Here is a 22,278-nt window from a genome sequence, read left to right on the forward strand (position 1 = left end):
GATGCATAAAGTCGTTAAAATCTGTTTTTTTCTCTTCCTGCTGTTAGGCATTAACAAAGCCTTTGCACAAGATTTAAAAACAAGTGTCGGTACCAATAAAGAACTCGATTCTGTCCGGAAAAAATTAGATTCGGGAAAGGATTCTGTTGTTTTTACCGCAAAATATATCAGGTTTACCAAGTTGTCGCTAACGAAAGATAGTATTGTATTGCTGCCTTTAGATACTTCCACCACGAATATTCAGAATTACAGTCCGCTTTTACAACCCCTGCACCCAACCATTAGCAATGGTAACATGGGCCTGGCCGCCAGGTCTTTATTGTACGAGCCTAGTAAAAGGATTGGCTTTGATGCAGGATTTCATTCGCTTGATTATTATGCTTTAACACCCGAAGATATTATTTACTATCAGGCCAGAACGCCGTTTACCAGCCTGTATTTTGTTAGTGCAGGTCAAAAAGAACAGCTTTTTAGGGCTATCCACACGCAGAATATTAAAAAAAACTGGAACGTTGGGGTTAATTTTAACCGTGGTGATTCTAAAGGCTTTTACGCAAGGCAGCGTGGCGATAATTTGAATGTTGCGGTATTTTCATGGTACCAATCGCCAAGTAAACGTTATAATATGTGGGCATCGGCAATTTTTAACACCATGCGCGCCTACGAGAATGGTTCTACAGTCGCTACAGGTTTATTCGATCCTGGCTATTCTAAAATTGCGAGAGAGGCTGAGCCTGTAAATTTATCAGACTCCAGAAATATGTACCGTAAAAACACCATTTTCTTAAAGCAAACCTATTATGTAGGCAGGATAGATACCTCTGCAAATGTGAACAATGCTGTTTTACCAACCAATAAGGTTTCGTATACATTTGAGTATAATAACGACAGTTTCGATTTTTACAAAAATGGAACGGATGTTAATCATGTACTGCCTCCCGGGATTGCGAGCACCATATTCACGAATGACTCGACCCATGTAAAACATATCAAAAATGAATTTATTTACAGTTTCTTTTTAAGGCCAAAAAATAGTTCGGTTATTAAAAATGAATTAAAGGTTGATGCGGGCGTAAGGCACGATTATTACAAGCATGAATATTTTGGGATAAAACAAGATGCAACCAATTACGAACACAGTAGATTTGCTTATCAAAACATCACCATTTTAGGCGCAGCGGGCTATCGGTTCTCTAACAATATCGATTTCAATTTAGATGTACAGCAAATTTTGCAGGGTGAAAATGCAGGCGATTATTTATATGAGGCAAAAAGTAAAATTCTTTTAGGTAAAACCATAGGAAGGATCGAGTTGGGGGCCTATTTACAAAACCAAACGCCAGCAGCTATTTTTAATTACTATCATGGCAATCATTACCAATGGACAAACAGTGATTTTAAGAACACTAAAATTGCCAATTTATCATTTAACTATATTAATGATAAGTATGGTTTTACTGCCGGAGCCAAATATTTCTTAACCAGTAACTACGTTTATTTTGCTGCCGACCATAGCAATGGTACAAATGCCATTTTACCGAAACAAGCTACTGCTGATATTAGCTTAATCAGACTGGATGTATCAAAGAAATCGAGGTTTGGTAAGTTTGTAATGGAAAACTATGTCGCTTATCAAAAAACAGATAAAAATGCAGTATTAAGAACACCAGAACTTTATACTTATAACAGTATTTATTTTGATAATACTTTTTTCAAGGTATTAAAGGCTAATGTGGGATTTGATGTGAGGTACAATTCTGAATATGCAAACTATTTATATTCACCTGCAACGGCGCAGTTTTATATCGATGAGCGCAATCCAACAAACCTGGTTTCAAAACCCGTAATTGATGTCTTTTTTAAGGCCAATTTAAAGAGGGCTAATATTTTTGTTAAATACGATTTTGTAAATCAGGGCTTATTCCAGCCAGGTTATTACACTGTAAATAGATACCCAATGCAAGATGCCCTATTAAAATTTGGGGTAAGCTGGAATTTTTACGACTAAATAATAATGCATAAAAAAACCTTCCTGATTTTACATCAGGAAGGTTTTTTGTTTTTAAGGCTTTTTTTAGAATGAATAACCTACTGAAAATCCTAACACGCGGTTAGTTAATTTATTAGAATTGGCCTGTCTGTCTTTAGGTGTTAAATCTGTTAAACCTAAGCCATAGTTGGCACCCACTAAAAATCCTGAATTTGTGCGGTAGGCTAAACCAAAGTTTGCACCAAATTCGGTACTGTTATAGTTTTTATCGCTGGCACTACCAAATGACAAGTCTCTATCGTTTGAATTAGTAACGGTAGCACTGGTATTGTTAGAGTTGTTAAGTGTTGTAACCGTAGTTTCACCTTTATCTTTACCAGAGATGTTAAAACCGATATACGGACCAGCACTGATCTGAACCGCACCAGCATCGCCTGTAGGGATTCGTAATACCGCATTAACGGGTACCTCAATAGCCATTAAATTGGTTTTAATAGAAGATGTGGTCGTAATGGTATTGTTCCCAGCCGTTGCTGTGTTTACGGATTCAAATTTATTACCCTTATTCTGTAATGATACACCTGGTTGGATAAAGAAATTATTTCCCACGCCAAAATCACCAAATGCGGTCACGTTAAATCCAACATTGTTTTTTGCATTATCATTAAAAGCATTGGCTGCGGCATCATCGCCTCCGGCATGAAACTTTGAAAGGTTAACGCCAGCTTTTATTCCAAAACGCGAAGTTTCCCCGGTCATTTTTGTTTGAGCGAAAGCACCTGTAGCTAATAATAAAACTGATGCACTTAATAGTAACTTTTTCATAATATTTTCTTTTAGAAGAATCTTGTTTAAAAATTTCAGGTTTTAACCTGTTGTTAATTACAAGTCTCAATTCCAAAAGCTGTGCCAAAGTATCAACTGTGTTACAATTGATTGGCTAACGCATTGGTTTTCAGTAAGCTTTTTGTGATAATAAAGTGTAGTTATGATAAGAACCAGAAATGGTATCAAGCGCGATTTACTGTATACATAACAGGAATTTAGCGGAGAATTAACAATTTTTTAAACCTGAACGAAATAGTGCCAAAAAGCTAAACTCCGACGGATTATGTTTTTTGAGGTTTCTTTTTTGCCGCAGGAAAAAGCACATTATTGAGGATTAAGCGGTACCCTGGAGAATTTGGATGCAGATTTAAATCTGTTGGCGGATCGCCTACCGCGTGCTGATAATCTTCCGGATCGTGCCCGCCATAAAAAGTAAACTGCCCTTTGCCAATTTCTCCATGTAAATACCTTACCTCTGCTGCACCTTTATTTTCGCCCAAAACAGTTACACTTGTTTTCACTAAACTCTTTCTGAAAGCCGTGGTTTGTCCCATAAAACCTTTAATCACTTTATCATGATCCTGAGTAAGCATGGTTGGAACAAGATCCCATTTGGCCGAAAAATCGAATAAAGTAAAATAATCGTTGGTTTGGTTTAGTGTCCGGGTTTGAGTAGCGTCGATATCCGAAAACTCATAGTTCATCGGGTTGTTGTCTAACTTGAAATTCTGGAAGGCCAGTGTTTTGTTAAAATCCAGTTTACTTTGTGCATTTGGATCTGCAGCATCACCATCAAACATCTGGGCACAAATATCTACGCCATCAGCAGCAAGGGCAATATCGAAACTATCAGTGCCCGAGCACATGGCAAACAAGAAACCTCCACCAGCACAATATTCTTTAATGTGTTTGGCAACGGCTAATTTCATTTCCGAAACCTTTTTATAGCCCATGCGTTTGGCTAAAGTTTCCTGGTTTTTAACATCTTCCTGGTACCAGGTTGCATACCTAAAATTAGCCCAGAAACGGCCGTACTGTCCAGTAAAATCTTCATGATGCAAGTGTAGCCAATCGTATTTGTTCAATTTATCCTGTAAAATGTCATCATCATAAATTACATCGTATGGAATTTCGGCATAGGTTAAAACGAGTGTAACGGCATCATCCCATGGTAATTTGCTTTTTGGAGAGTAAACCGCTATTTTTGGTGTTTTCTCGAGTTTAACCATTTCCATATTTACAGCAGGATCGCTGATTTCGTTTAAAAGGTTGGTTACCTTTCCATCGGCCAATACTTCATAAGATACCCCGCGGATTTTAAGTTCATCTTCTACAGTCTTATTATACTTAATTAAAAAGCTGCCGCCACGGTAATTTAGCAGCCAATCTACCTCCAGCTGTTTGCTGATTGTCCAATAGGCAATTCCATAAGCTTTAAGGTGGTTTTTTTGGTCTTCATCCATGTAAATCAACAACGATGAAGCCCTTAACCCCAAAGAACAAAGCAGGCAAATGAGCAGGATATAATATTTCTTTATCAAATCGATACGCTTAAAACACTAAAATACCGCATTTAAACTGTATAGAAAAATTTAATGATGTTATAAGTTATACAATTTTGTTATTTTTGCCCTCTACTAAAAAAATACGATTGTTTTTTAGGAGAAGAAAATTTAAAATTAGTACCGATATTGATATGAGTAAAGCAATAATAAAAACAGAAAAAGGCGAAATGACTGTAGAATTCTACGACAATGATGCGCCGAAAGCCGTTGCAAACTTTAAAAAATTAGCTAAAGAAGGCTTTTATGATGGTGTAACTTTTCACCGTGTAATTCCTAACTTTATGGTTCAGGGCGGATGCCCAAATTCAAAAGATCCGGCTAAAGCGCATTTAGCAGGTACCGGTGGCCCGGGTTATAAAATTGATTGCGAATTAGACGGCGAAAATCAGTATCACGATCGTGGTGTTTTATCTATGGCTCATGCCGGCCGTAACACCGGTGGTTCACAGTTTTTTATCTGCCATAGCAGAACAAATACCGCTCATTTAGACCGTAACCATACTTGTTTTGGTAAAGTTGTTGAGAATGTAGACCTTGTAGATGATATCCGTCAGGGGGATAAGATTTTAAACATTGAAGTTTTAGAAGATTAAATAGCAAAGGGCATGGGGTTTTGAGCATAGCGCTCTCAGCACCAAGCACCATGCAAAATCATAAAAATATGAATTTAAGAGGAATTGTTGCCGTATCTGGCAGACCAGGGTTATTTAAACTGGTTGGACAAAATAAAGTAGGTTACATCTTAGAGGGCTTAGATGCTCAAAAAACTAAAGTTGTAGCCAATATCACTAACACAAAATTAGCTTCATTAGAAGATATTACCGTGTATGGTGAAGATGAAGAAATTAAACTGGCCGATATTTTTGCTAAAATTTCTGCAAAAGGATCTACTCCTGATTTAAAAGGCGATTTACGTGCTTATTTCCTTGAAGTAGCACCAGGCCACGATCAGGAGAAAGTTTATGCTTCTGATATGAAGAAAATCATTACCTGGTATAACTTGTTAAAAGACCTGCCTTTGTTTACGGAAGAAACGCCGGAAACTCCGGGTACACCAGCAGAAGTGAAGTTATCAGAAGAAAAAGCAGCTTCAGATAAAAAACAAAAAGCTACAGGATCTAAAGCATCAGCAAGCGCTAAAGCAAGTACTAAAACTTCAGCTCCAGCTAAAAAAGCAAGCATGACGAGTAAAAAAGGCGTTTAAGCTTTATTTACAAAATTATAGGGAACACCGGGCAATTTGTCTGGTGTTTTTTTTGGGGTTTAGTCGAAGAAATAATAAAGCAAAGCTACAATGACCAGCGATGCAATAATGCTGATCCATAGGTATTTATTGTTGCCATTCTGATTGCTTTTATATCTGTATTCCCTTTTATATTTATCTAGTAACATAATTCTTTTATTTTATGATGATTTTGGTTCAGCTTTTCCATAATCATTAACATTGTCCATCTTACCTCAACCATTTTCCATCTCTAAGCGTGATGATAAGGTTCGCCCTTTAAAATGCTAAATCCGCGGTAAAGCTGCTCTACAAAAAACAATCTGATCATTTGGTGTGAAAAGGTCATATCAGACAGCGAAATTAAGCCATTTGCTCTTTTGTAAATGCTTTCATCAAATCCATATGGGCCGCCAATAATAAAAATTAAATGCTGCACACTACCAATCATCTGTTTATTTAAGTAGTTTGAAAATTCCACGGATGAATATTTTTTTCCTTTCTCATCCAACAAAATAACAACATCTCCATTATTAATTTGTTTGTGCAGGAGTTCTGCCTCCTTTGCTTTTTGTTGCGCTTCACTCAGGTTTTTAACATTCTTTACATCTGGTAAAGCCACAAAACTAAAGTTAATATAATGCTTTAAACGGTTGATATATTTATCAATTCCTTCAATTAAATATTTATCTTCTGTTTTGCCAATGGCGATCAGTGTAATCTTCATTTAATATTTTGCCTATCTTTAGAATTTCGAGATTCAAACTTAGAGAAAATTGTAACAAAAAAGACAATCTATCGATCTTATACCTTCGAAAATAGATATACCGAAGCGATACCATGTTAAAACAACAAGCAAAAATAATAGTCAACTACGACCAGGAAATTAAGCAGGTTACTGCAGATATAGATCAAACCAAAAAACTGATTGATCAGCTTTCTTTCCTGCGCATAGGTTTATTTTTAGCTGAAATTTTATTTTTCGTTTTGCTGCTGCGCTCGGCAGACGACAGCCTGCGTACATTAATCCAGATTTGTTTGTTACTGCCGGTATTAGCTTTCGCCTTTATTGTGCGCAGACAAAGCCAGCTCGACCGCGAAATCGATTATAAAAAACAACTTTTATGGGTTTATCAGAACGAATGGAATATTTTAAATGGTACTGCTAACGGATACGACCATGGTAAAGCTTTCGAATCTGAACTGCATCCTTACACTTCCGATCTTGATATTTTTGGGGCCGCATCTCTGTTTGCCTTGATTAACCGTTGTAGTACTAAAAGCGGAAATAACCTCCTGGCTAAAAATCTCGCAGAAAAATCGACAAGAGATCAGATATTACGCCGTCAGGAAGCCATAAAAGAAATAAGAGATAAGATAACAGAAACTTATGGTTTCAGGGCTAATCTGCATGGTTACGATCCTAATAAAATTGAGCAGATTAAAATACAGCTAAAACACCAGTTGGGTGTACAACTGGAATTTGTAAAGGGCAGTTTTTTGCGGTTTTACGTTAAATTGGTACCTTATATTTCTGTTGGTTTAATTTTAGCGGCACTTCTGATTAGCGCTGCTTTTTGGAAAATATTGGCACTTTTATTTGTAATCCACACAGGATGGAACGTTTTATTAGGTTCAAAAATTAACAAGGTTTTTTACACCTTTGGTGGAAGTTCGAATTTGTTAAATGGTTATGCCAGCGCTATTTTATGGACGGAAAACCAAAGCTGGAAAAGTTCGTATACCTTAAGTTTACTAGACTCAAAAATTCCGGTAAGTAAAGAAATTAAAGCACTGTCTAAAATTATCCAGAATTTTGATGCCAGGTTGAATATCCTGGTTGGTGGTATATTGAATGCGCTTTTGCTTTGGGATTTAAAATGCTGCATCAGTTTAGATATTTGGTATAAATCTTCATCAAAGGATGTGATTTCGGCCCTTGATCATTTAGGCGATTTTGAAGAGCTGATTTCATTGGCCACAACGGCCTATAACCAACCAGATTGGGTTTTTCCGGTGCTTACGGATCAGTTTGCATTAGCCACCACTCAAATTGGTCATCCGCTTATTAGCGCGCAAATACGAGTGAATAACGATTTTCACTTAGAAGCGAAGCCAACTGTAGATATTGTAACGGGCTCTAACATGGCGGGTAAAAGTACTTTTCTACGTACCTTGGGTATTAATATGGTATTGGCGTATTCAGGTGCACCGGTTTGTGCCAAAGCCATGCAGTTATCTGTTTTTTCGATTAATACCTACATGCGGATTAAAGATTCGCTGAACGAAAGTACCTCTACCTTTAAGGCAGAGCTAAACCGGTTGAAAATGATCTTAGATAACGTGGTTAAAGACAAAGATACTTTTGTATTGATTGACGAAATGCTGCGCGGTACAAACAGCAGGGATAAATATTTGGGATCGAAGGTTTTTGTACAGAAGCTAATTACTGAAAAGACACCTGCCCTTTTTGCTACCCACGATTTACAATTAGCTGATTTAATTGTTGATTACCCCGAAACCGTCCGTAATTTTCATTTCGATATCCAGATTACCGAAGGCGAAATGAAGTTTGATTATTTATTAAAACATGGACCTTGTAAGACTTTTAATGCAGCTATTTTATTGAAAGAAATTGGTTTAACGTTGGATTGATTTTAGTGATGTGGTGTATTCGTGGTGTCGGATGTTACCATCTGACACTGATGCTAAGTTTAAGGCTTTAAATCGCATGTGTTTACTGCCAGTCAGATGGTAACATCTGACTGCACAGGTAAATGATAATTATAAATAAATATGCTGGCAGATGGTAAACATATGCAAGCACTGAAATGATGAATATGATAAGAGTACTCAGTCGGATGGTAACATCCGACTACACATCGAATATCCGACTGTCCACAAAAATCATCAATTAAACCTATTATCACGGTATTGCTTTGGTGAAATACCCATCACGCTGGAGAAAAGCCTGCTGAAATAATAAGGATCGCTAATACCTATTTTTAGTGCAATTTCGTTAATCCGCAGGTTGGTAAAGAGCAAATATTGTGTAGTTTTCTGAATTTTAAGCTGGTTAAAATAATCGATGGGTGAGGTTCCGGTTTTCTTTTTAAAAATGGCCGATAAATAGGAAGGTGAAAGGTAGACAGCCAAAGCTATTTCCTTTAAGGTAAGTGCCTTTTCGAGGTTATTCCGCATAAAGTCTATGGCCTCTTCTACTTTATCAGGTTCCATAATCTTATCATTATTAGGAAGTTTATCGGTGTAAATAATTTCAGCAATATAGTGGTGGAAACTTAAATTGGCATAAATAATATTTTCTCTGCTAAATCCTCTTTCCAACCGGTTATAAATCATATCGAACAACAAGTTCCGCTCCTCACTAAAACCGGCATAAGCTTTATAATGCTGTGAGGAGGCCACAAGCTGGTCGGCTCCGCTCCCTGAAAAATGGAACCAATAAATAGTCCATGGTAAGATGGGGTCAGCTTGATAAGTATGGGGTGTTTTTTTAGGGACGATGATAAAATTTCCCGCTTCGATATGGTATACGGTGCCCAGAAATTCTACGGTTCCCATTCCCTCAACACAATAAATTAAAATATGTTGTTCTGCACCATTGTTCCTTTGTGCATAGTGGTTCAGTGCCTTACGGTAATAGCCCAAATCGGTAATGAACATATTGCTTATGATTACATTCTCCGTGCATTGTTTTATCAGTACATTTTTAGGAATGATGATGGCTTTTAGCAAATCAAAATTATTTTTCAGCTTTTCCGGTGGCTTCTTCATGTTTAATCCTTAATGAAAAGTAATATAATCCATTTTTTGAGCAAGTTAGTACATTTTTATGTTTTATATTTTTTTCATCTTTGGTTAAAGGAAACAACAATTTAGCGATTAAGGCTAATTCTTATCTCCTCGATTAATATTTAGCTTCGTATATAAATACAGAACTGCTAAAAATTAACTTAAGTTTATTTTTAACCAAATGTTATTGAATAAGAAAATACTATTTGCCGCTGGCTTTGTGCTGGTTGCAATCGCTTTAATTGCCTTTTCACTTTTTTCTTCAGAGAAACCAATTGATTTTAATTCACAGGTTAAACCTATTTTGAATAAAAAGTGTATTTCGTGCCATGGAGGTGTTAAACAACAAGGTGGTTTTAGTGTATTGTTTAGGGATGAGGCGTTGGCTAAAACCAAAAGTGGTAAGCCGGCAATTATTCCAGGTAATCCGGAGGATAGTGAATTTATTAAACGCTTAAAATCTAACGATCCTGAAGAAAGAATGCCATATAAGCACCCGGCTTTAAATAATGATGAAATTGATATTCTGACTGGTTGGATAAAACAAGGTGCAAAATGGGGCAACCATTGGGCCTATGTTAGTGTAAAACCGACCGAATTGCCAGATGTTGATAATGATTGGGTACGTAATGATCTGGATAAATTTATTTTTGCAAAACTAGAAGAAAATAAACTGGAACCCTCTAAACCTGCTGATAAAGCTACCTTATTGAGGAGAGTCAGTTTAGATTTGATCGGTACTTATCCTTCAGACAAACTGGCCGAATTTTATTTAAATAGTAAAGACGAGCAGGTGGCTTACAATGTGTTGGTTGATAGTTTGCTGGCTTCGCCTAAATATGGTGAACGCTGGGCATCGATGTGGCTGGATATAGCCCGTTATGCTGATACTAAAGGTTACGAAAGCGATCCTAATCGGAACATCTGGAGCTATCGTGACTGGGTGATTAAAGCCTTTAACCGAGACATGCCTTATGATCGATTTATTACCGATCAGATTGCCGGAGATTTATTTCCAAATCCAACCGATGCCCAATACATCGCTACAGCCTTCAGCAGAAATACCCCAACGAATGATGAGGGTGGTACCAATAATGAAGAGTTTAGAACGGCGGCGGTTTTAGACCGTGTTAATGCCACCTGGGAAGGGTTAATGAGTACAACTTTTTCCTGTGTACAATGTCATAGCCACCCTTACGATCCCTTTAAACATGATGAGTATTATAAATTCATGTCGTATTTTAACAATACGAGGGATGAAGACGTCTCAGCAGAATATCCTTTACTTAAAAGTTTTAATGATAGCCTTAAAAACGAGCTCAATCATTTAACCCACTGGATCAAAACTGCTGCGGGTAAAGAAAGAGCTGCCGAAGTTGATTTATTCTTAAAAACCGGTCAGCCAGCAATAAATTCTACAACGGCCGATGAATTGGATAATTCGGTAATTGGGAACCATAACATTGCGTTATTTTTTAAAAATAGCTCTTCAGCCAGATTAAAATCAGTCGATCTTAATAATGTTGATCATTTAATTTTACGCTTCAACTGCAGTAAACCGAATGGTACCATGAGCTTGCATTTAGGTTCGCCAAATGGCCCTGTTGTAAAATCGTGGAAACTGGCCCAAACTAAAGGTTATGAGAATGTAGAAATAGATTTTGCAAAGCAAAGTGGGATAAAAGATGTGTATTTAAAGTACACCAACCCTTCGGTAAAAAATCCTGACGAATTTATGGTGTACTTCGATTGGTTTTATTTTACCAGGCAGTTTCCTGGAAAGGGCAAACCTGAGTATGTGGCCAATAAAAAAAGATTTACCGATTTAATGAATGCAAATGTGCCTACCACGCCAATTATGGTCGAAAACCCATTGAGCATGCAACGTAAAAATTATGTATTTGAGCGTGGCGCCTGGACTTCGAAGGGCAAAGAGGTTAAAGTAGGTGTACCTAATTCCTTAGCTTTTGCTATGCCTGAAAATGCACCCAATAACAGAATGGGTTTAGCCATGTGGCTTACCGATAAAAGAAATCCACTCGTATCGAGAACAATGGTGAATAGATTGTGGGAGCAGTTGTATGGAGCAGGTTTGGTAGAAACTTTAGAAGATATGGGAACCCAGGGAATGGCGCCTACCCACCAGGAACTTTTAGATTTTATGGCTTATCAGTTGATGTACAAATACAACTGGAGCATTAAAAAGATGTTGAAAGAACTCGTGATGATGGCTACTTACAGGCAGGACAGTAAGGTAACCGAAGAACTGAAAGAAAAAGATCTGTTTAATAAGTTTTACGCCAGGGGTTCGCGGATCAGGTTAAGTGCTGAGCAAATAAGAGATCAGAGTCTTGCTGTTTGTGGGGTATTAAGTAATAAAATGTACGGACCACCGGTAATGCCCTGGCAACCTGAAGGGATCTGGTTTTCGCCTTATAATGGCGCCAAATGGGTATCAAGTGGTGGGGAAGAACAATACCGCCGGGGAATTTATACCTATTGGAAAAGAACAGCCCCATATCCATCAGCTATCGCCTTTGATGGTGCATCACGAGTGGTTTGCAGTCCGCGCCGTATCCGAACCAATACCCCTTTACAGGCGCTGGTAACCTTAAATGATAGTGTTTATATCGATCTGGCCAGGAAACTGGCGGTACGTATGGAAAAAGTAGGGGGAAGCACCAGCAAATCTAAAATTGCAAAGGGTTATGAATTGATTTTATATAAAACGATCCCTCAAAATAGGTTAAAAGTATTCGAAGACCTGTATGCCAAGGCTTTTGGGGAGTTTAGAAAAAATTCGGCAAGTGTATCGGCATTTATGGGCGATAAACAAAAGAAATTTAAGCCAGAAGAAGCGGCAATGGTATTAGTCGCCAATGCAATGCTTAACCTGGATGAAGTGGTTACCAAAAATTGATTTGATCGGTTATGACAAGAGACGAATTAAACGCGCATAGGTTAATTAAAGAAGCACATGAAGCAAATGCACGCCTAAACTCGCGGCGCCATTTTTTAAAAGAAAGTGCGATGGGTTTGGGTGCTTTGGCAATGGGTTCGTTATTGGGTAGCTGTGGCAATCTTTTTTCGGGTCCGCAAACCAAAATTGCTTACGATCCGGCACATCCATTACTACCAAAATCGCCACCACTTGTAGGTAAGGCCCGAAGCGTAATTTATTTGCACATGGCAGGTGCTCCATCTCAATTAGAATTGTTTGATTTTAAACCGGAATTAATGAAAATGGATGGCCAGGATTGCCCTCCATCATTACTCGCCGGGAAAAAATTTGCTTTTATAACAGGGGTGCCTAAAATGCTGGGTCCACAGGCCAGTTTTGCTAAGTATGGCCAATCGGGTGCCTTGGTGAGTGATAATTTACCGCACTTTTCTACCATGGTAGATGAGGTAAGCTTTTTGAAAGCTGTAAAAACAGATCAATTTAACCATGCTCCGGCGCAACTGTTGGTACATACGGGTTCACCACGGTTGGGCAGGCCAAGTATGGGAAGTTGGGTTACTTATGGTTTAGGATCAGAGAACCAGAATTTACCGGGGTATGTAGTATTGACCAGCGGAGGGAGTTTCCCCGATGCCGGAAAAAGTGTTTGGGGAAGTGGTTTCTTGCCATCTGTTTATCAAGGTGTACAATGTAGAAGCGAGGGAGATCCGGTACTGTTTATAAAAGATCCGGACGGAATGAACCGGAATTTGAGAAAAGCATCTATCGAAGCCATTAATAAAGCCAACGAGCAACAATATCAAGAATATAACGATCCTGAAATTTTATCGCGTATAGCCCAGTATGAAATGGCTTACCGTATGCAAATATCGGCACCAGAGGTGATGAATATCAATGATGAACCGGCCTATATTCATGAAATGTATGGTACACAACCCGGTAAAGCTTGTTTTGCCAATAATGTGTTGCTTGCCCGTAAATTGGTAGAAAAGGGGGTACGTTATGTGCAGTTGTTCGATTGGGGATGGGATGCGCATGGCGATAATCCAAACAATTCACTTAACATCGGACTGAAGAATAAATGCAGAACCATAGATAGGCCCATTACGGCTTTATTGCTCGATTTAAAACAACGTGGTTTATTAGAAGAAACCCTGGTGGTTTGGGGCGGCGAATTTGGACGTACGCCAATGATGGAAAACAGAAATGGTATTCAAAATCCATTTAAAGGTAGAGATCACCATACAGAAGCGTTTACGATATGGATGGCCGGTGGAGGTATAAAAAAAGGATTTACACACGGCGAAACAGATGAAATTGGTTACAGTGCTGTAAGTGGAAAAGTTGATGCTTTCGATATTCAAGCTACTATTTTAAATCAATTGGGCTTCGATCACGAACAATTTACCTATCCTTTTCAGGGAAGGCCGTTTAGGTTAACTGATGTGGCAGGTAAGGTGATCTCAGAGATTGTAGCTTAGCTGCGAGTCGGAAGTCCGGAGTCCAAAGTCGGAAGCGATAAAGTCTAGTGATCTGTCATCCTGAAGGCAATGAAGGATCTTTAAAGAGATGGATAATTTGATGTAAAGCCAGTTTTCAATTGGCAGTTGGCAATGACTAATGAACGAATGACCAGTGTACCAATAACCAGTTTTCAATTGGCATTTGGCAATGACTAATGAACGAATGACCAGTGAACCAATAACCAGTTTTCAATTGGCAGTTGGCAATGACTAATGAACGAATGACCAGTGAACCAATAACCAGTTTTCAATGGGCAGTTAGCAATGACTAATGAACGAATGACCAGTGAACCAATGAACTAATAAACCAATGAGCCAAACCAGAAGAAAATTCTTACAAAATACAGCTGTCGTAACGGCAGCATCTATTTTAGCCCCCATCCAAAACATGAGTGCTAACGAACTTAAAAATATAAAAGCAAAAGCTGGCTACGAATTATTATTTATGCAAACCGATTGGGGTTTTGGAGGCACAAGAGATGAGTTTTGCGCAGCAGCCAAAAAAGAAGGATACGAAGGTATTGAAGTATGGTGGCCAGCTGAGGATAAGGCGATAAAAGAACTTTTTGATGCGGTTAAGAAATATAAACTGGAAATTGGGTTTTTATGCGCCGGATCAGAGTCGAACATAACTGAGCATTTAGCTTCCTTCAAAAAAAGTTTAGATGCCATTTGTGCTAATACTTATCAAAAACCAGTTTACATCAATTGCCATTCGGGAAAAGATTATTTCAGTTACGAAGAGAATAAACAGATTATCGATTACGCAACGGCCAAAAGCAAATCGTCCGGTATACCGGTTTATCACGAAACGCATCGTAGCCGCATGATGTTCGCCGTACATGTTGCCAAAAATTTTGCGGAGAAAAATCCAGAATTAAGGTTTACTTTAGATATTTCACATTGGTGCAATGTGCACGAGAGTTTATTATCTGACCAGAAACAAACCATCGATTTTATTTTAGGAAAGACAGAACATATCCACTCGCGGGTTGGGCACCCCGAAGGGCCACAGGTAAACGATCCGCGGGCACCGGAATGGGCAAAAGTGGTAGAAGCACACCTGGCCTGGTGGGACAAAATTATAGCACGTAAAAAGAAAAACGGCGAGCGTATGACTATTCTCACCGAATTTGGTCCGGCTGATTATATGCCTACCCTGCCTTATACGCGCCAACCCCTTGCCGATCAATGGCCAATAAATGTTTACATGATGAATTTATTAAGAAAGAGATATAAATAAGATGTTAGAATTTTTTGGCCGCTTTCACCCAGTCTTTGTCCACCTTCCTATTGGAATTTTGTTACTTGGCTGTATTTGTATTCTCTTATCATTTGCTGCAAAATTTATCAATTTAAAGCCAGCCATTCCTATTATGCTGCTTTTGGGTGCGTTAAGTGCTGTTGTATCTTGCATCACTGGTTATTTATTGGCCAATGGTGGCGATTATGACGGTAAACTGGTGAGTAATCACCAATGGATGGGGATCAGCGTTGCTGTATTATCTTTTATATTGTGGATGATTTACCTGAAGGTTAAATCAAATGCAATATTAGGCACAATAGCTGTGGTTCTCATCGTGCTCATTTCAATTACAGGGCATTTAGGCGGTTCTTTAACCCATGGTTCTGATTATTTAACCGCACCGTTAAAATCGGGCAGTACAAAAGGCGGTGCAGCTATTCCACCAATTCCCAATGTTCAGGAAGCCTTTATTTACCAAAATGCCATTCAACCCCTCTTTCAAAATAGATGTTATAGTTGCCATGGCAGCGAAAAACAGAAAGGCAAGCTAAGGTTGGATCAGGAAGAATATATTTTAAAGGGCGGAGAAGATGGACACACGATTGTAAAGGGTAAAGCCGACGATAGTGAGCTAATGAAGCGGATTTTATTGCCGTTGAATGATGAAGATCATATGGCGCCAAAAGAAAAGCCTCAACTCACCCCCAACGAAATTACCTTGTTAAAATGGTGGATTGATAATGGTGCCGATTTTAAAAAGAAATTTAAAGATCTCCCTCAACCAGAAAATATAAAAACAATTTTAGCCAGCCTGCAAAAAGGTGAAAGTGGGGCCGGGCAAATCAAAGCCAGCGATATTCCAGCCAAAGAGGTTTCGGCAGTTGATAATAAAGTATTGAAAAAATTTACCGATGCAGGGATTAGCGTATTTCCGGTTGCCCAGAATACCAATTATCTTTCGGCCAATTTTATCAATGCACAATCGTTAGATAAAGATGTTTTGGATCTGATAAAATCAATCGAAAAACAGCTCCTTTGGCTTAAGTTAGAAAACAATAAGGTAAACGATCAAACCTTAACTGCAATAAAGGATTGCATAAACTTAACCAGGTTAAACTTAAATAATACCCAGATAACGGATGCTGGTTTAGCATCGCTAAAAGATCTGGATCAGTTGCAATCGTTGAGTTTGGTTGGGACAAAAATTACGGCAAAAGGAATTAATCAATTAAAGAAACTTAAAAATTTAAAATTTCTGTATATCTACCAAACGGGGGTAAATAAAACAGACCTGGCCAGCATAAAAAAACTATTGCCTAAAGTAAGTTTAGATACCGGAAATTACACTTTACCCAAACTTGCCCAAGATACCACAGTATTTAAAGCACCTTAAAGTTTATATAGGGAGTTACATTTTTAAATTACCTGATTAGCGTTATCGAACCTGAATATTTAACATTGTTATTTGATAGGTTAGTGCCTAATATGATATAATAGTATACGCCAACAGGGAGTGCGTTGCCTTTAAAAGTGCCGTTCCAGTTTTCGAATATGTTATTGGTTAAGAAAACCTGGGTGCCTAGGCGGTTAAAAATCTGAATGTTATATTTCTTGAGATTTGTTACACCAACAACCAGTTCATCATTAATCCCATCACCATTTGGCGAAAATGCATTTGGAACAAATGTGGATGCATTTTTTTTGATAATGAGGTCGCCTTGGGTGATTGAATTAGCGCAGCCGTTTTTAGAAAATGCAGTTAAAGTAATTCGGAATAATCCATCCGTTTGATAAATGTGGGTAGGGTTTTGTTCTGAAGAGGTAAAACCATCGCCAAAATTCCACTCATAAAAATCTCCATAGAGTGAGGTATTGGTAAATGTTATGGGTACTGGAGCAGAAAATTTAACGTCAAAGGTAGGTTCCGTATAAAATTTAGCTATTGGAATTCTGGCAATGGCCGGAATAACGATCGTTGCTGGTTCGGAATTACAAGTGCCCGATGTTAATATAACCTGATACTGTCCTGCCAGATTAAGGTCTGTTACCGGAATTTCAATGGCATTTGTGCTTGCGGAATAATTGTTTGGTCCGCTCCAGGCATAAGAAATACCTTCTTGTGCAGGCACAGTTAGTTTTATTACGTCTTTTAAACAAAACAAAGCCTGATTGCTAGTGATTTCTGGTTTTTCCGGCTTCAATTCCACCAAAATATCTTTTTTAAGTGTAGCAATACAGCCATTATTGGTTTCAACGGTTAATGTGATTGTTTTAAGCCCAACCGATGCAAAGGTTAAGATTTTGCTGTCGTTATTCGTTGCAACCTGACTTTTTACATCTGTGCCAAAATCCCAGATAAGCTTCGTGTAATTTTTAGAAGTATTGATAAACGAAAAAGACTGGTTTATTTCGCATTTATTATTAACCTCAATTGAAAAAATTGCCTCAGGTTTTAAATCGACTGATAAAATGTTTATTGAATTTACCTCACTTACACAATCTCCAACCTGAACATAAAGTTTGTATGTTCCAATTAGCTCTGGTCCGTTTACTGGAATTTCAGGATTTTGTTGTGCTGAACTAAAACCATTTGGTCCTGACCAGTGATAGCTTGCTAAATTTAAAAAAGGAGTTGATAATTTTAATATGTCTCCCTGGCACAAATTAACATTCGAAGCCATTATTGCAGGTTTTTCGGGTGTGTTTGCTACAATAAAAGTTTGAGTAGTCACTACATTGCACCCGTTTGTGCCTTTGGCTTCTAAAACCACAACTTTTTCTCCCGGGGTGTTATAGGTGATGGTAAATGGTCCGGCTGTGGTAGCTGATACCAAACTTGCCCCTTCGCCAAAAGACCATTTTAAAGAAGCAAAATTGGACGCCCTGCTTTCGAAGACGTACGCCTGGCTGTCGGTACATGGATTTAGTTTCTGAACATCAATCTCGGCAGTTGGGCCCGCAAAGTCAGCAGTACCGCCAAATTCTATCGTAAAGCCATTATTCCCTCCAGAATAATTATCGATTAATATGGCATAAACATGGTCCTGTTCCAGATCTACATATTTTACAAAGCCATTTTGACCAGGCGGACAACCCGCTGATTCAGTTAAATCGGTTTCAGTCATACTTAAGCCAGTTTTATAATAGGCAGGGCTACATGTTACCCCACTGCCCGAGGCACACCGGATGGCATTTGCCGCACCAATTTTACTACAATCCCCGTTCACGCCTAAATCGTAAAAAATCCAGTCAATGTCGTTTGTGGTTACTGTAGGTGTAATAACAAAAGTAAAGTCGCCGGGTGCAGATGCCTTAAACATATACCAGGCCGAGTTCGACTCTGTACCCAGGCAGGTTCCTGCCGATTCGTGATTGTTTGCCCCTGAGCCAGTTACATTCAATTGGGTAAATGTTTCTTTTGTGCACAATACTGAAAATGTTCCACAATCTTGTCCTGGTTGTATTGGTGGGAAATAATTATCGATGCAAAGTTTAAAGCTACCGGTAACATCGTTCGTCGCGCTTACCCTAACATAGTAAACCTGCCCAACCGTTAAAGCGCCTTTATATAAAGAAATAACATTATTTGATGTGGCTTGCGTGCCAGGTAACTCGCTTATAAAACCAGTTGCGGCATCAAATGAATATAAAGCAAGCAATGGATCAATTAAAGTGTTTGTACTGCCGGCATTAATTTTACCACTAACAGAAATATTTACATCAAATTTAGATGCGGTAAACTTAAACCAAACATCTTTTCCCACAGCCGGCCAGTTTAAGGCTTTATTATAATTGCTCGGGGTTGCTTCTAAATTATTAAATTCGGCATCGCCACTACAATATGCACTGGTATTGGTCATATTTATGGCATTTATCAGTTCGTCATTAATAGGTGGGATAAGTTTTCCAAAGGCAGTGAGGTTTAATAATACCAATAAAAAAGAAATTAATGAGAAGTAGCGCATATGGTAAAAATATTAAAAATTGTTTTCATTTCGAATCATTTCATTTGTTAATGATTTATTAATATTAAACTCGGAACTTATGGCAATTAATGAATAGCAATGATTAAGGCAAGCGATTTCGGTTCAGATTTTTTGTGGGGTGTAGCTACTGCTGCAGCCCAGATAGAAGGTACTGCCACACAGTATGGTAAGGGACCATCCATTTGGGATACCTTTACAGCGAAAAACGGGAAGATAAAAAAGAACCATAAATTAGATCCTGCTTGCGATTTTTATCACCGGTATGCCGAAGATATAGCTTTGGTTAAACTACTGGGCTTTAAAGTTTTTAGATTTTCTATTGCCTGGTCGCGAATTTTACCTGCAGGTAGGGGAGAGATTAACCAGGAAGGTATCCGTTTTTATCACAACCTTATTGATGAGTGTTTAACCCATGGAATCACGCCCTACATAACCCTTTATCATTGGGATTTACCGCAGGCTTTAGAAGATGAGGGCGGCTGGACAAGCTTTAGCATTAACGCTGCCTTTAATGCTTTTGTAAGTATTTGCGCTTTAGCATACGGCGATAAGGTAAAAAACTGGATCGTGTTAAATGAGCCTTTTGGTTATACTTCTTTAGGTTATATGCTTGGGGTTCATGCCCCGGGGAAAACAGGGCTAAGCAATTTCTTTCCAGCAGTATTACATACTGCACTGGCCCAGGCAGATGGAGGTAAAATTTTAAGAGCAGAAATTAGCAAGGCTAATATTGGAACTACTTTTTCTTGTTCGGAGGTGATTCCAAATACACAAAGCGACAATGATATACTTACAGCCAAAAGGGTTGATTGCTTAATGAATCGTCTTTTTGTAGAACCCACTCAGGGTATGGGTTTTCCGACTGCCAATTGGGATGTGTTAGAGAAATTTCAGATCGAATATGGTACCTGGCGACTTCACGAACGAATGAAATTCGATTTTGACTTTATTGGTCTTCAAAATTATTTTCCTTTGGTGGTTAAGTACAATGCCTTTATTCCCATTGTTCAGGCCTGGGAGGTAAAAGCTAAAAGTAGAAAGAAGCCCCATACGGCAATGGGATGGGAGGTAAACGCAGATAGCTTTTATAATATTGTTAAACAGTTTGCAGCCTATCCAAATATCAAAAATATCCTGATCACCGAGAATGGCGCTGCTTATCACGATAAATTGATGAATGGTAAGGTAGAAGATCCTGAACGCATTGAATATTTTAAACTTTATTTAAATGCACTGCTAAAACTGAAAAAGGAAGGCATAAATGTAACCGGTTACATGGCCTGGACATTAATGGATAATTTTGAATGGGCTGAGGGTTTTACAGCACGGTTTGGGCTGATTTATAACGATTTTAAAACTCAGGAACGCACCATTAAAGATTCTGGATATTGGTGGCAAAACTTCCTGAGAAGTTAGTTGATAGTTTGCTGTTTTTCTCCTTCATTATTAAACAAATTCTTAAGTTTGATTTATGAACGATAGAACAGTAGTTTACAGCGCCTATTACAATCCAATGGAGGCCAATATTATTAAGGCTAAATTGGAAGATAGTGGATTTGCCTGTTTTTTGGCTGATGAAAATGTTGCAACCTTAAATCCACTTTACAATCAGGCCATTGGTGGTGTTAAACTCATTGTTTTTGAAAGAGATGTAGAGGCTATTAATGCGCTACTGGCTGAAGACAATAGTTTGGGCTTCGAATCATCAGATGAAATTGCTGGTGAAGATGAATCAGTGGAAGATAAAACGGTTTGTGAGCAATGTGGGTCTACTAATGTAGGTTATGGAATGGCTACCGATAAAAAATATAGTATTTGGGCAACTATATTTGCCTTTTTAACCCTAACTACACCCATTAAAGCCAATAAATGTCATCATTGCTACGATTGCGGTTATGAGTTTGAATAATTCCAAAAAAATTAAAGCAATTATTTAAAACATCATTTGAAGCGCAAGGGCAGTGACAACTATTAAGGTTTGTTCCCGTGCTCCGCTATATCCTTACGCTACGCTCCAGGGATGCCGCTGTGCCCAGGGCTAGAAAGTTCATTTCCTGCAAGGAAGATCAAATGTATAAAACCTGTTAGCGGTCGTTTATAGACTTATTGCACAGGCTTTTGTTAAATAAACCTTATTGTAGCGGCTATCCTTTTTGTTGCACAAGTTCGAAAGCAGCAACAACGCCCACAAAAAGATAGTAGCGGAAAGAAGGACTGCCCCAACCGAAAAACTCAGAACCTTGCTTTACATAAAAATTAAAATCTTTTTTTGGAGCGCAAAGGCAATGGCAATTATTAAAGGGTGTTCCCGTTCTCCGCTATATCCTTACGCTGCGCTTCAGGGATGCCGCTGCGCCCGGGGCTAGGAACTTCTATACTGCAAGGAGGCCAAATGTATAAAACCTGTTAGCGATCGTATTCAGGCTTATTGCACAGGCCTCTGTTAAATAAACCTTATTGTAGCGGCTATCCTTTTTGTTGTACAAATTCGAAAGCAGCAACAACGCCCACAAAAAGATAGTAGCGGAAAGAAGGACTGCCCCAACCGAAAAACTCAGAACCTTGCTTTACATAAAAATTAAAATCTTTTTTTGGAGCGCAAAGGCAGTGGCAGCTATTAAAGGGTGTTCCCGTTCTCCGCTATATCCTTACGCTGTGCTTCAGGGATGCCGCTACGCCCGGGGCTAGGAACTTCTATACTACAAGGAAGACCATTCATTAGATAAATCCTCTCGCGGTTTTCCCTGGCTTTATTGCACAGGCCTTTATTAAATAAACTATTGTAACGGCTATCCTTTTTGTTGTACAAGGTCGAAAGCAGAAACTGCATTCACAAAAAGATTGTAGCGGAAAGAAGGACTGCCCAACCGAAAAACTCAGAACCTTGCTTTACATAAAATTAAAATCTTTTTTTGGAGCGCAAAGGCAATGGCAATTATTAAAGTTTGTTCCCGTTCTCCGCTATATCCTTACGCTGCGCTTCAGGGATGCCGCTGCGCCCGGGGCTAGAAAGCTCATTTTCTGCAAGGAAGGTAAATCTACCCCCCATACTATTTAATCATGTCCTTACGGGGTAATGCATTTTTCGGATGTATTAGTACCCTGTCTCTGCCATCTAAACCCGATATACGCGAATGCTGGTT

At 38.6% G+C, this 22,278-nt stretch carries 17 protein-coding genes; 10 read left to right on the top strand and 7 right to left on the bottom strand.

Annotated elements, in window-relative coordinates; genetic code table 11:
• Window position 1 precedes the first annotated feature (1 nt).
• A complete protein-coding gene (locus tag QF042_RS05930) occupies window positions 2-2,008 on the top strand; it encodes a putative porin (protein WP_307526265.1) in 2,007 nt (668 codons plus the stop codon).
• Between the two features lie 66 nt (window positions 2,009-2,074).
• On the opposite strand, the gene QF042_RS05935 is transcribed toward QF042_RS05930, so the two are convergent.
• Window positions 2,075-2,815 (bottom strand): outer membrane beta-barrel protein, encoded by a 741-nt coding sequence (locus QF042_RS05935; RefSeq protein ID WP_307526267.1) that lies wholly within the window; start codon window positions 2,813-2,815, stop codon window positions 2,075-2,077.
• A 284-nt stretch (window positions 2,816-3,099) separates the two neighbouring features.
• On the bottom strand, window positions 3,100-4,281 hold the full coding sequence (locus QF042_RS05940) for an asparagine synthetase B (RefSeq protein WP_307533260.1): 1,182 nt from the start codon (window positions 4,279-4,281) through the stop codon (window positions 3,100-3,102).
• A gap of 233 nt (window positions 4,282-4,514) precedes the next feature.
• Between QF042_RS05940 and QF042_RS05945 the strand changes: the two genes are divergently transcribed.
• Both QF042_RS05945 and QF042_RS05950 read left to right on the top strand, forming a co-directional pair.
• Window positions 4,515-4,976, top strand: a complete 462-nt coding sequence (locus tag QF042_RS05945; RefSeq protein WP_029275450.1) for a peptidylprolyl isomerase — start codon at window positions 4,515-4,517, stop codon at window positions 4,974-4,976.
• A 68-nt stretch (window positions 4,977-5,044) separates the two neighbouring features.
• Window positions 5,045-5,587: a DUF5606 domain-containing protein gene (locus tag QF042_RS05950; protein WP_307526269.1), complete on the top strand. Its 543-nt coding sequence runs from the start codon at window positions 5,045-5,047 to the stop codon at window positions 5,585-5,587.
• Between the two features lie 59 nt (window positions 5,588-5,646).
• On the opposite strand, the gene QF042_RS05955 is transcribed toward QF042_RS05950, so the two are convergent.
• Both QF042_RS05955 and rlmH read right to left on the bottom strand, forming a co-directional pair.
• Window positions 5,647-5,775, bottom strand: a complete 129-nt coding sequence (locus QF042_RS05955) for a hypothetical protein (RefSeq protein ID WP_255352031.1) — start codon at window positions 5,773-5,775, stop codon at window positions 5,647-5,649.
• Between the two features lie 83 nt (window positions 5,776-5,858).
• The gene (rlmH, locus tag QF042_RS05960) at window positions 5,859-6,332 is read right to left on the bottom strand and encodes a 23S rRNA (pseudouridine(1915)-N(3))-methyltransferase RlmH (protein ID WP_086547679.1); all 474 of its coding nucleotides are present in this window, start codon (window positions 6,330-6,332) and stop codon (window positions 5,859-5,861) included.
• A gap of 113 nt (window positions 6,333-6,445) precedes the next feature.
• On the opposite strand from rlmH, the gene QF042_RS05965 reads away from it, so the two are divergent.
• Entirely contained in the window at window positions 6,446-8,260 is a 1,815-nt protein-coding gene (locus tag QF042_RS05965) for a DNA mismatch repair protein MutS (RefSeq protein ID WP_307526273.1), read from the top strand.
• A gap of 255 nt (window positions 8,261-8,515) precedes the next feature.
• Here QF042_RS05965 and QF042_RS05970 read toward each other — a convergent pair whose 3' ends face one another.
• Complete coding sequence (locus tag QF042_RS05970) at window positions 8,516-9,400, bottom strand: AraC family transcriptional regulator (RefSeq protein WP_307526275.1); 885 nt, start codon at window positions 9,398-9,400, stop codon at window positions 8,516-8,518.
• Between the two features lie 199 nt (window positions 9,401-9,599).
• On the opposite strand from QF042_RS05970, the gene QF042_RS05975 reads away from it, so the two are divergent.
• The 4 genes from QF042_RS05975 to QF042_RS05990 all read left to right on the top strand — a co-directional run bounded on the left by QF042_RS05975 (window position 9,600) and on the right by QF042_RS05990 (window position 16,542).
• Window positions 9,600-12,338, top strand: coding sequence for a DUF1553 domain-containing protein (locus QF042_RS05975; protein WP_307526278.1), 2,739 nt, complete (start codon window positions 9,600-9,602; stop codon window positions 12,336-12,338).
• 11 nt (window positions 12,339-12,349) lie between these two features.
• Window positions 12,350-13,861 carry a DUF1501 domain-containing protein gene (locus QF042_RS05980; protein ID WP_307526280.1) on the top strand — a complete coding sequence of 504 codons (1,512 nt, stop codon included), beginning with the start codon at window positions 12,350-12,352 and terminating at the stop codon, window positions 13,859-13,861.
• Window positions 13,862-14,213: 352 nt separating this feature from the next.
• Window positions 14,214-15,146 carry a sugar phosphate isomerase/epimerase gene (locus QF042_RS05985; RefSeq protein ID WP_307526282.1) on the top strand — a complete coding sequence of 311 codons (933 nt, stop codon included), beginning with the start codon at window positions 14,214-14,216 and terminating at the stop codon, window positions 15,144-15,146.
• Between the two features lies 1 nt (window position 15,147).
• A complete protein-coding gene (locus tag QF042_RS05990; protein ID WP_307526284.1) occupies window positions 15,148-16,542 on the top strand; it encodes a c-type cytochrome domain-containing protein in 1,395 nt (464 codons plus the stop codon).
• 28 nt (window positions 16,543-16,570) lie between these two features.
• Here QF042_RS05990 and QF042_RS05995 read toward each other — a convergent pair whose 3' ends face one another.
• Window positions 16,571-19,114 carry a PKD domain-containing protein gene (locus QF042_RS05995; protein ID WP_307526286.1) on the bottom strand — a complete coding sequence of 848 codons (2,544 nt, stop codon included), beginning with the start codon at window positions 19,112-19,114 and terminating at the stop codon, window positions 16,571-16,573.
• Window positions 19,115-19,213: 99 nt separating this feature from the next.
• On the opposite strand from QF042_RS05995, the gene QF042_RS06000 reads away from it, so the two are divergent.
• Both QF042_RS06000 and QF042_RS06005 read left to right on the top strand, forming a co-directional pair.
• Window positions 19,214-20,551, top strand: a complete 1,338-nt coding sequence (locus QF042_RS06000) for a GH1 family beta-glucosidase (protein WP_307526288.1) — start codon at window positions 19,214-19,216, stop codon at window positions 20,549-20,551.
• A gap of 55 nt (window positions 20,552-20,606) precedes the next feature.
• Window positions 20,607-21,044, top strand: a complete 438-nt coding sequence (locus QF042_RS06005; RefSeq protein WP_307526290.1) for a DUF2007 domain-containing protein — start codon at window positions 20,607-20,609, stop codon at window positions 21,042-21,044.
• Between the two features lie 708 nt (window positions 21,045-21,752).
• Here the strand turns inward: QF042_RS06005 and QF042_RS06010 are convergent.
• On the bottom strand, window positions 21,753-21,965 hold the full coding sequence (locus QF042_RS06010) for a hypothetical protein (protein WP_307526292.1): 213 nt from the start codon (window positions 21,963-21,965) through the stop codon (window positions 21,753-21,755).
• Between the last annotated feature and the right edge of the window lie 313 nt (window positions 21,966-22,278).

It is taken from the genome of Pedobacter sp. W3I1 (genome assembly GCF_030816015.1).
Classification (GTDB): Bacteria; Bacteroidota; Bacteroidia; order Sphingobacteriales; family Sphingobacteriaceae; genus Pedobacter.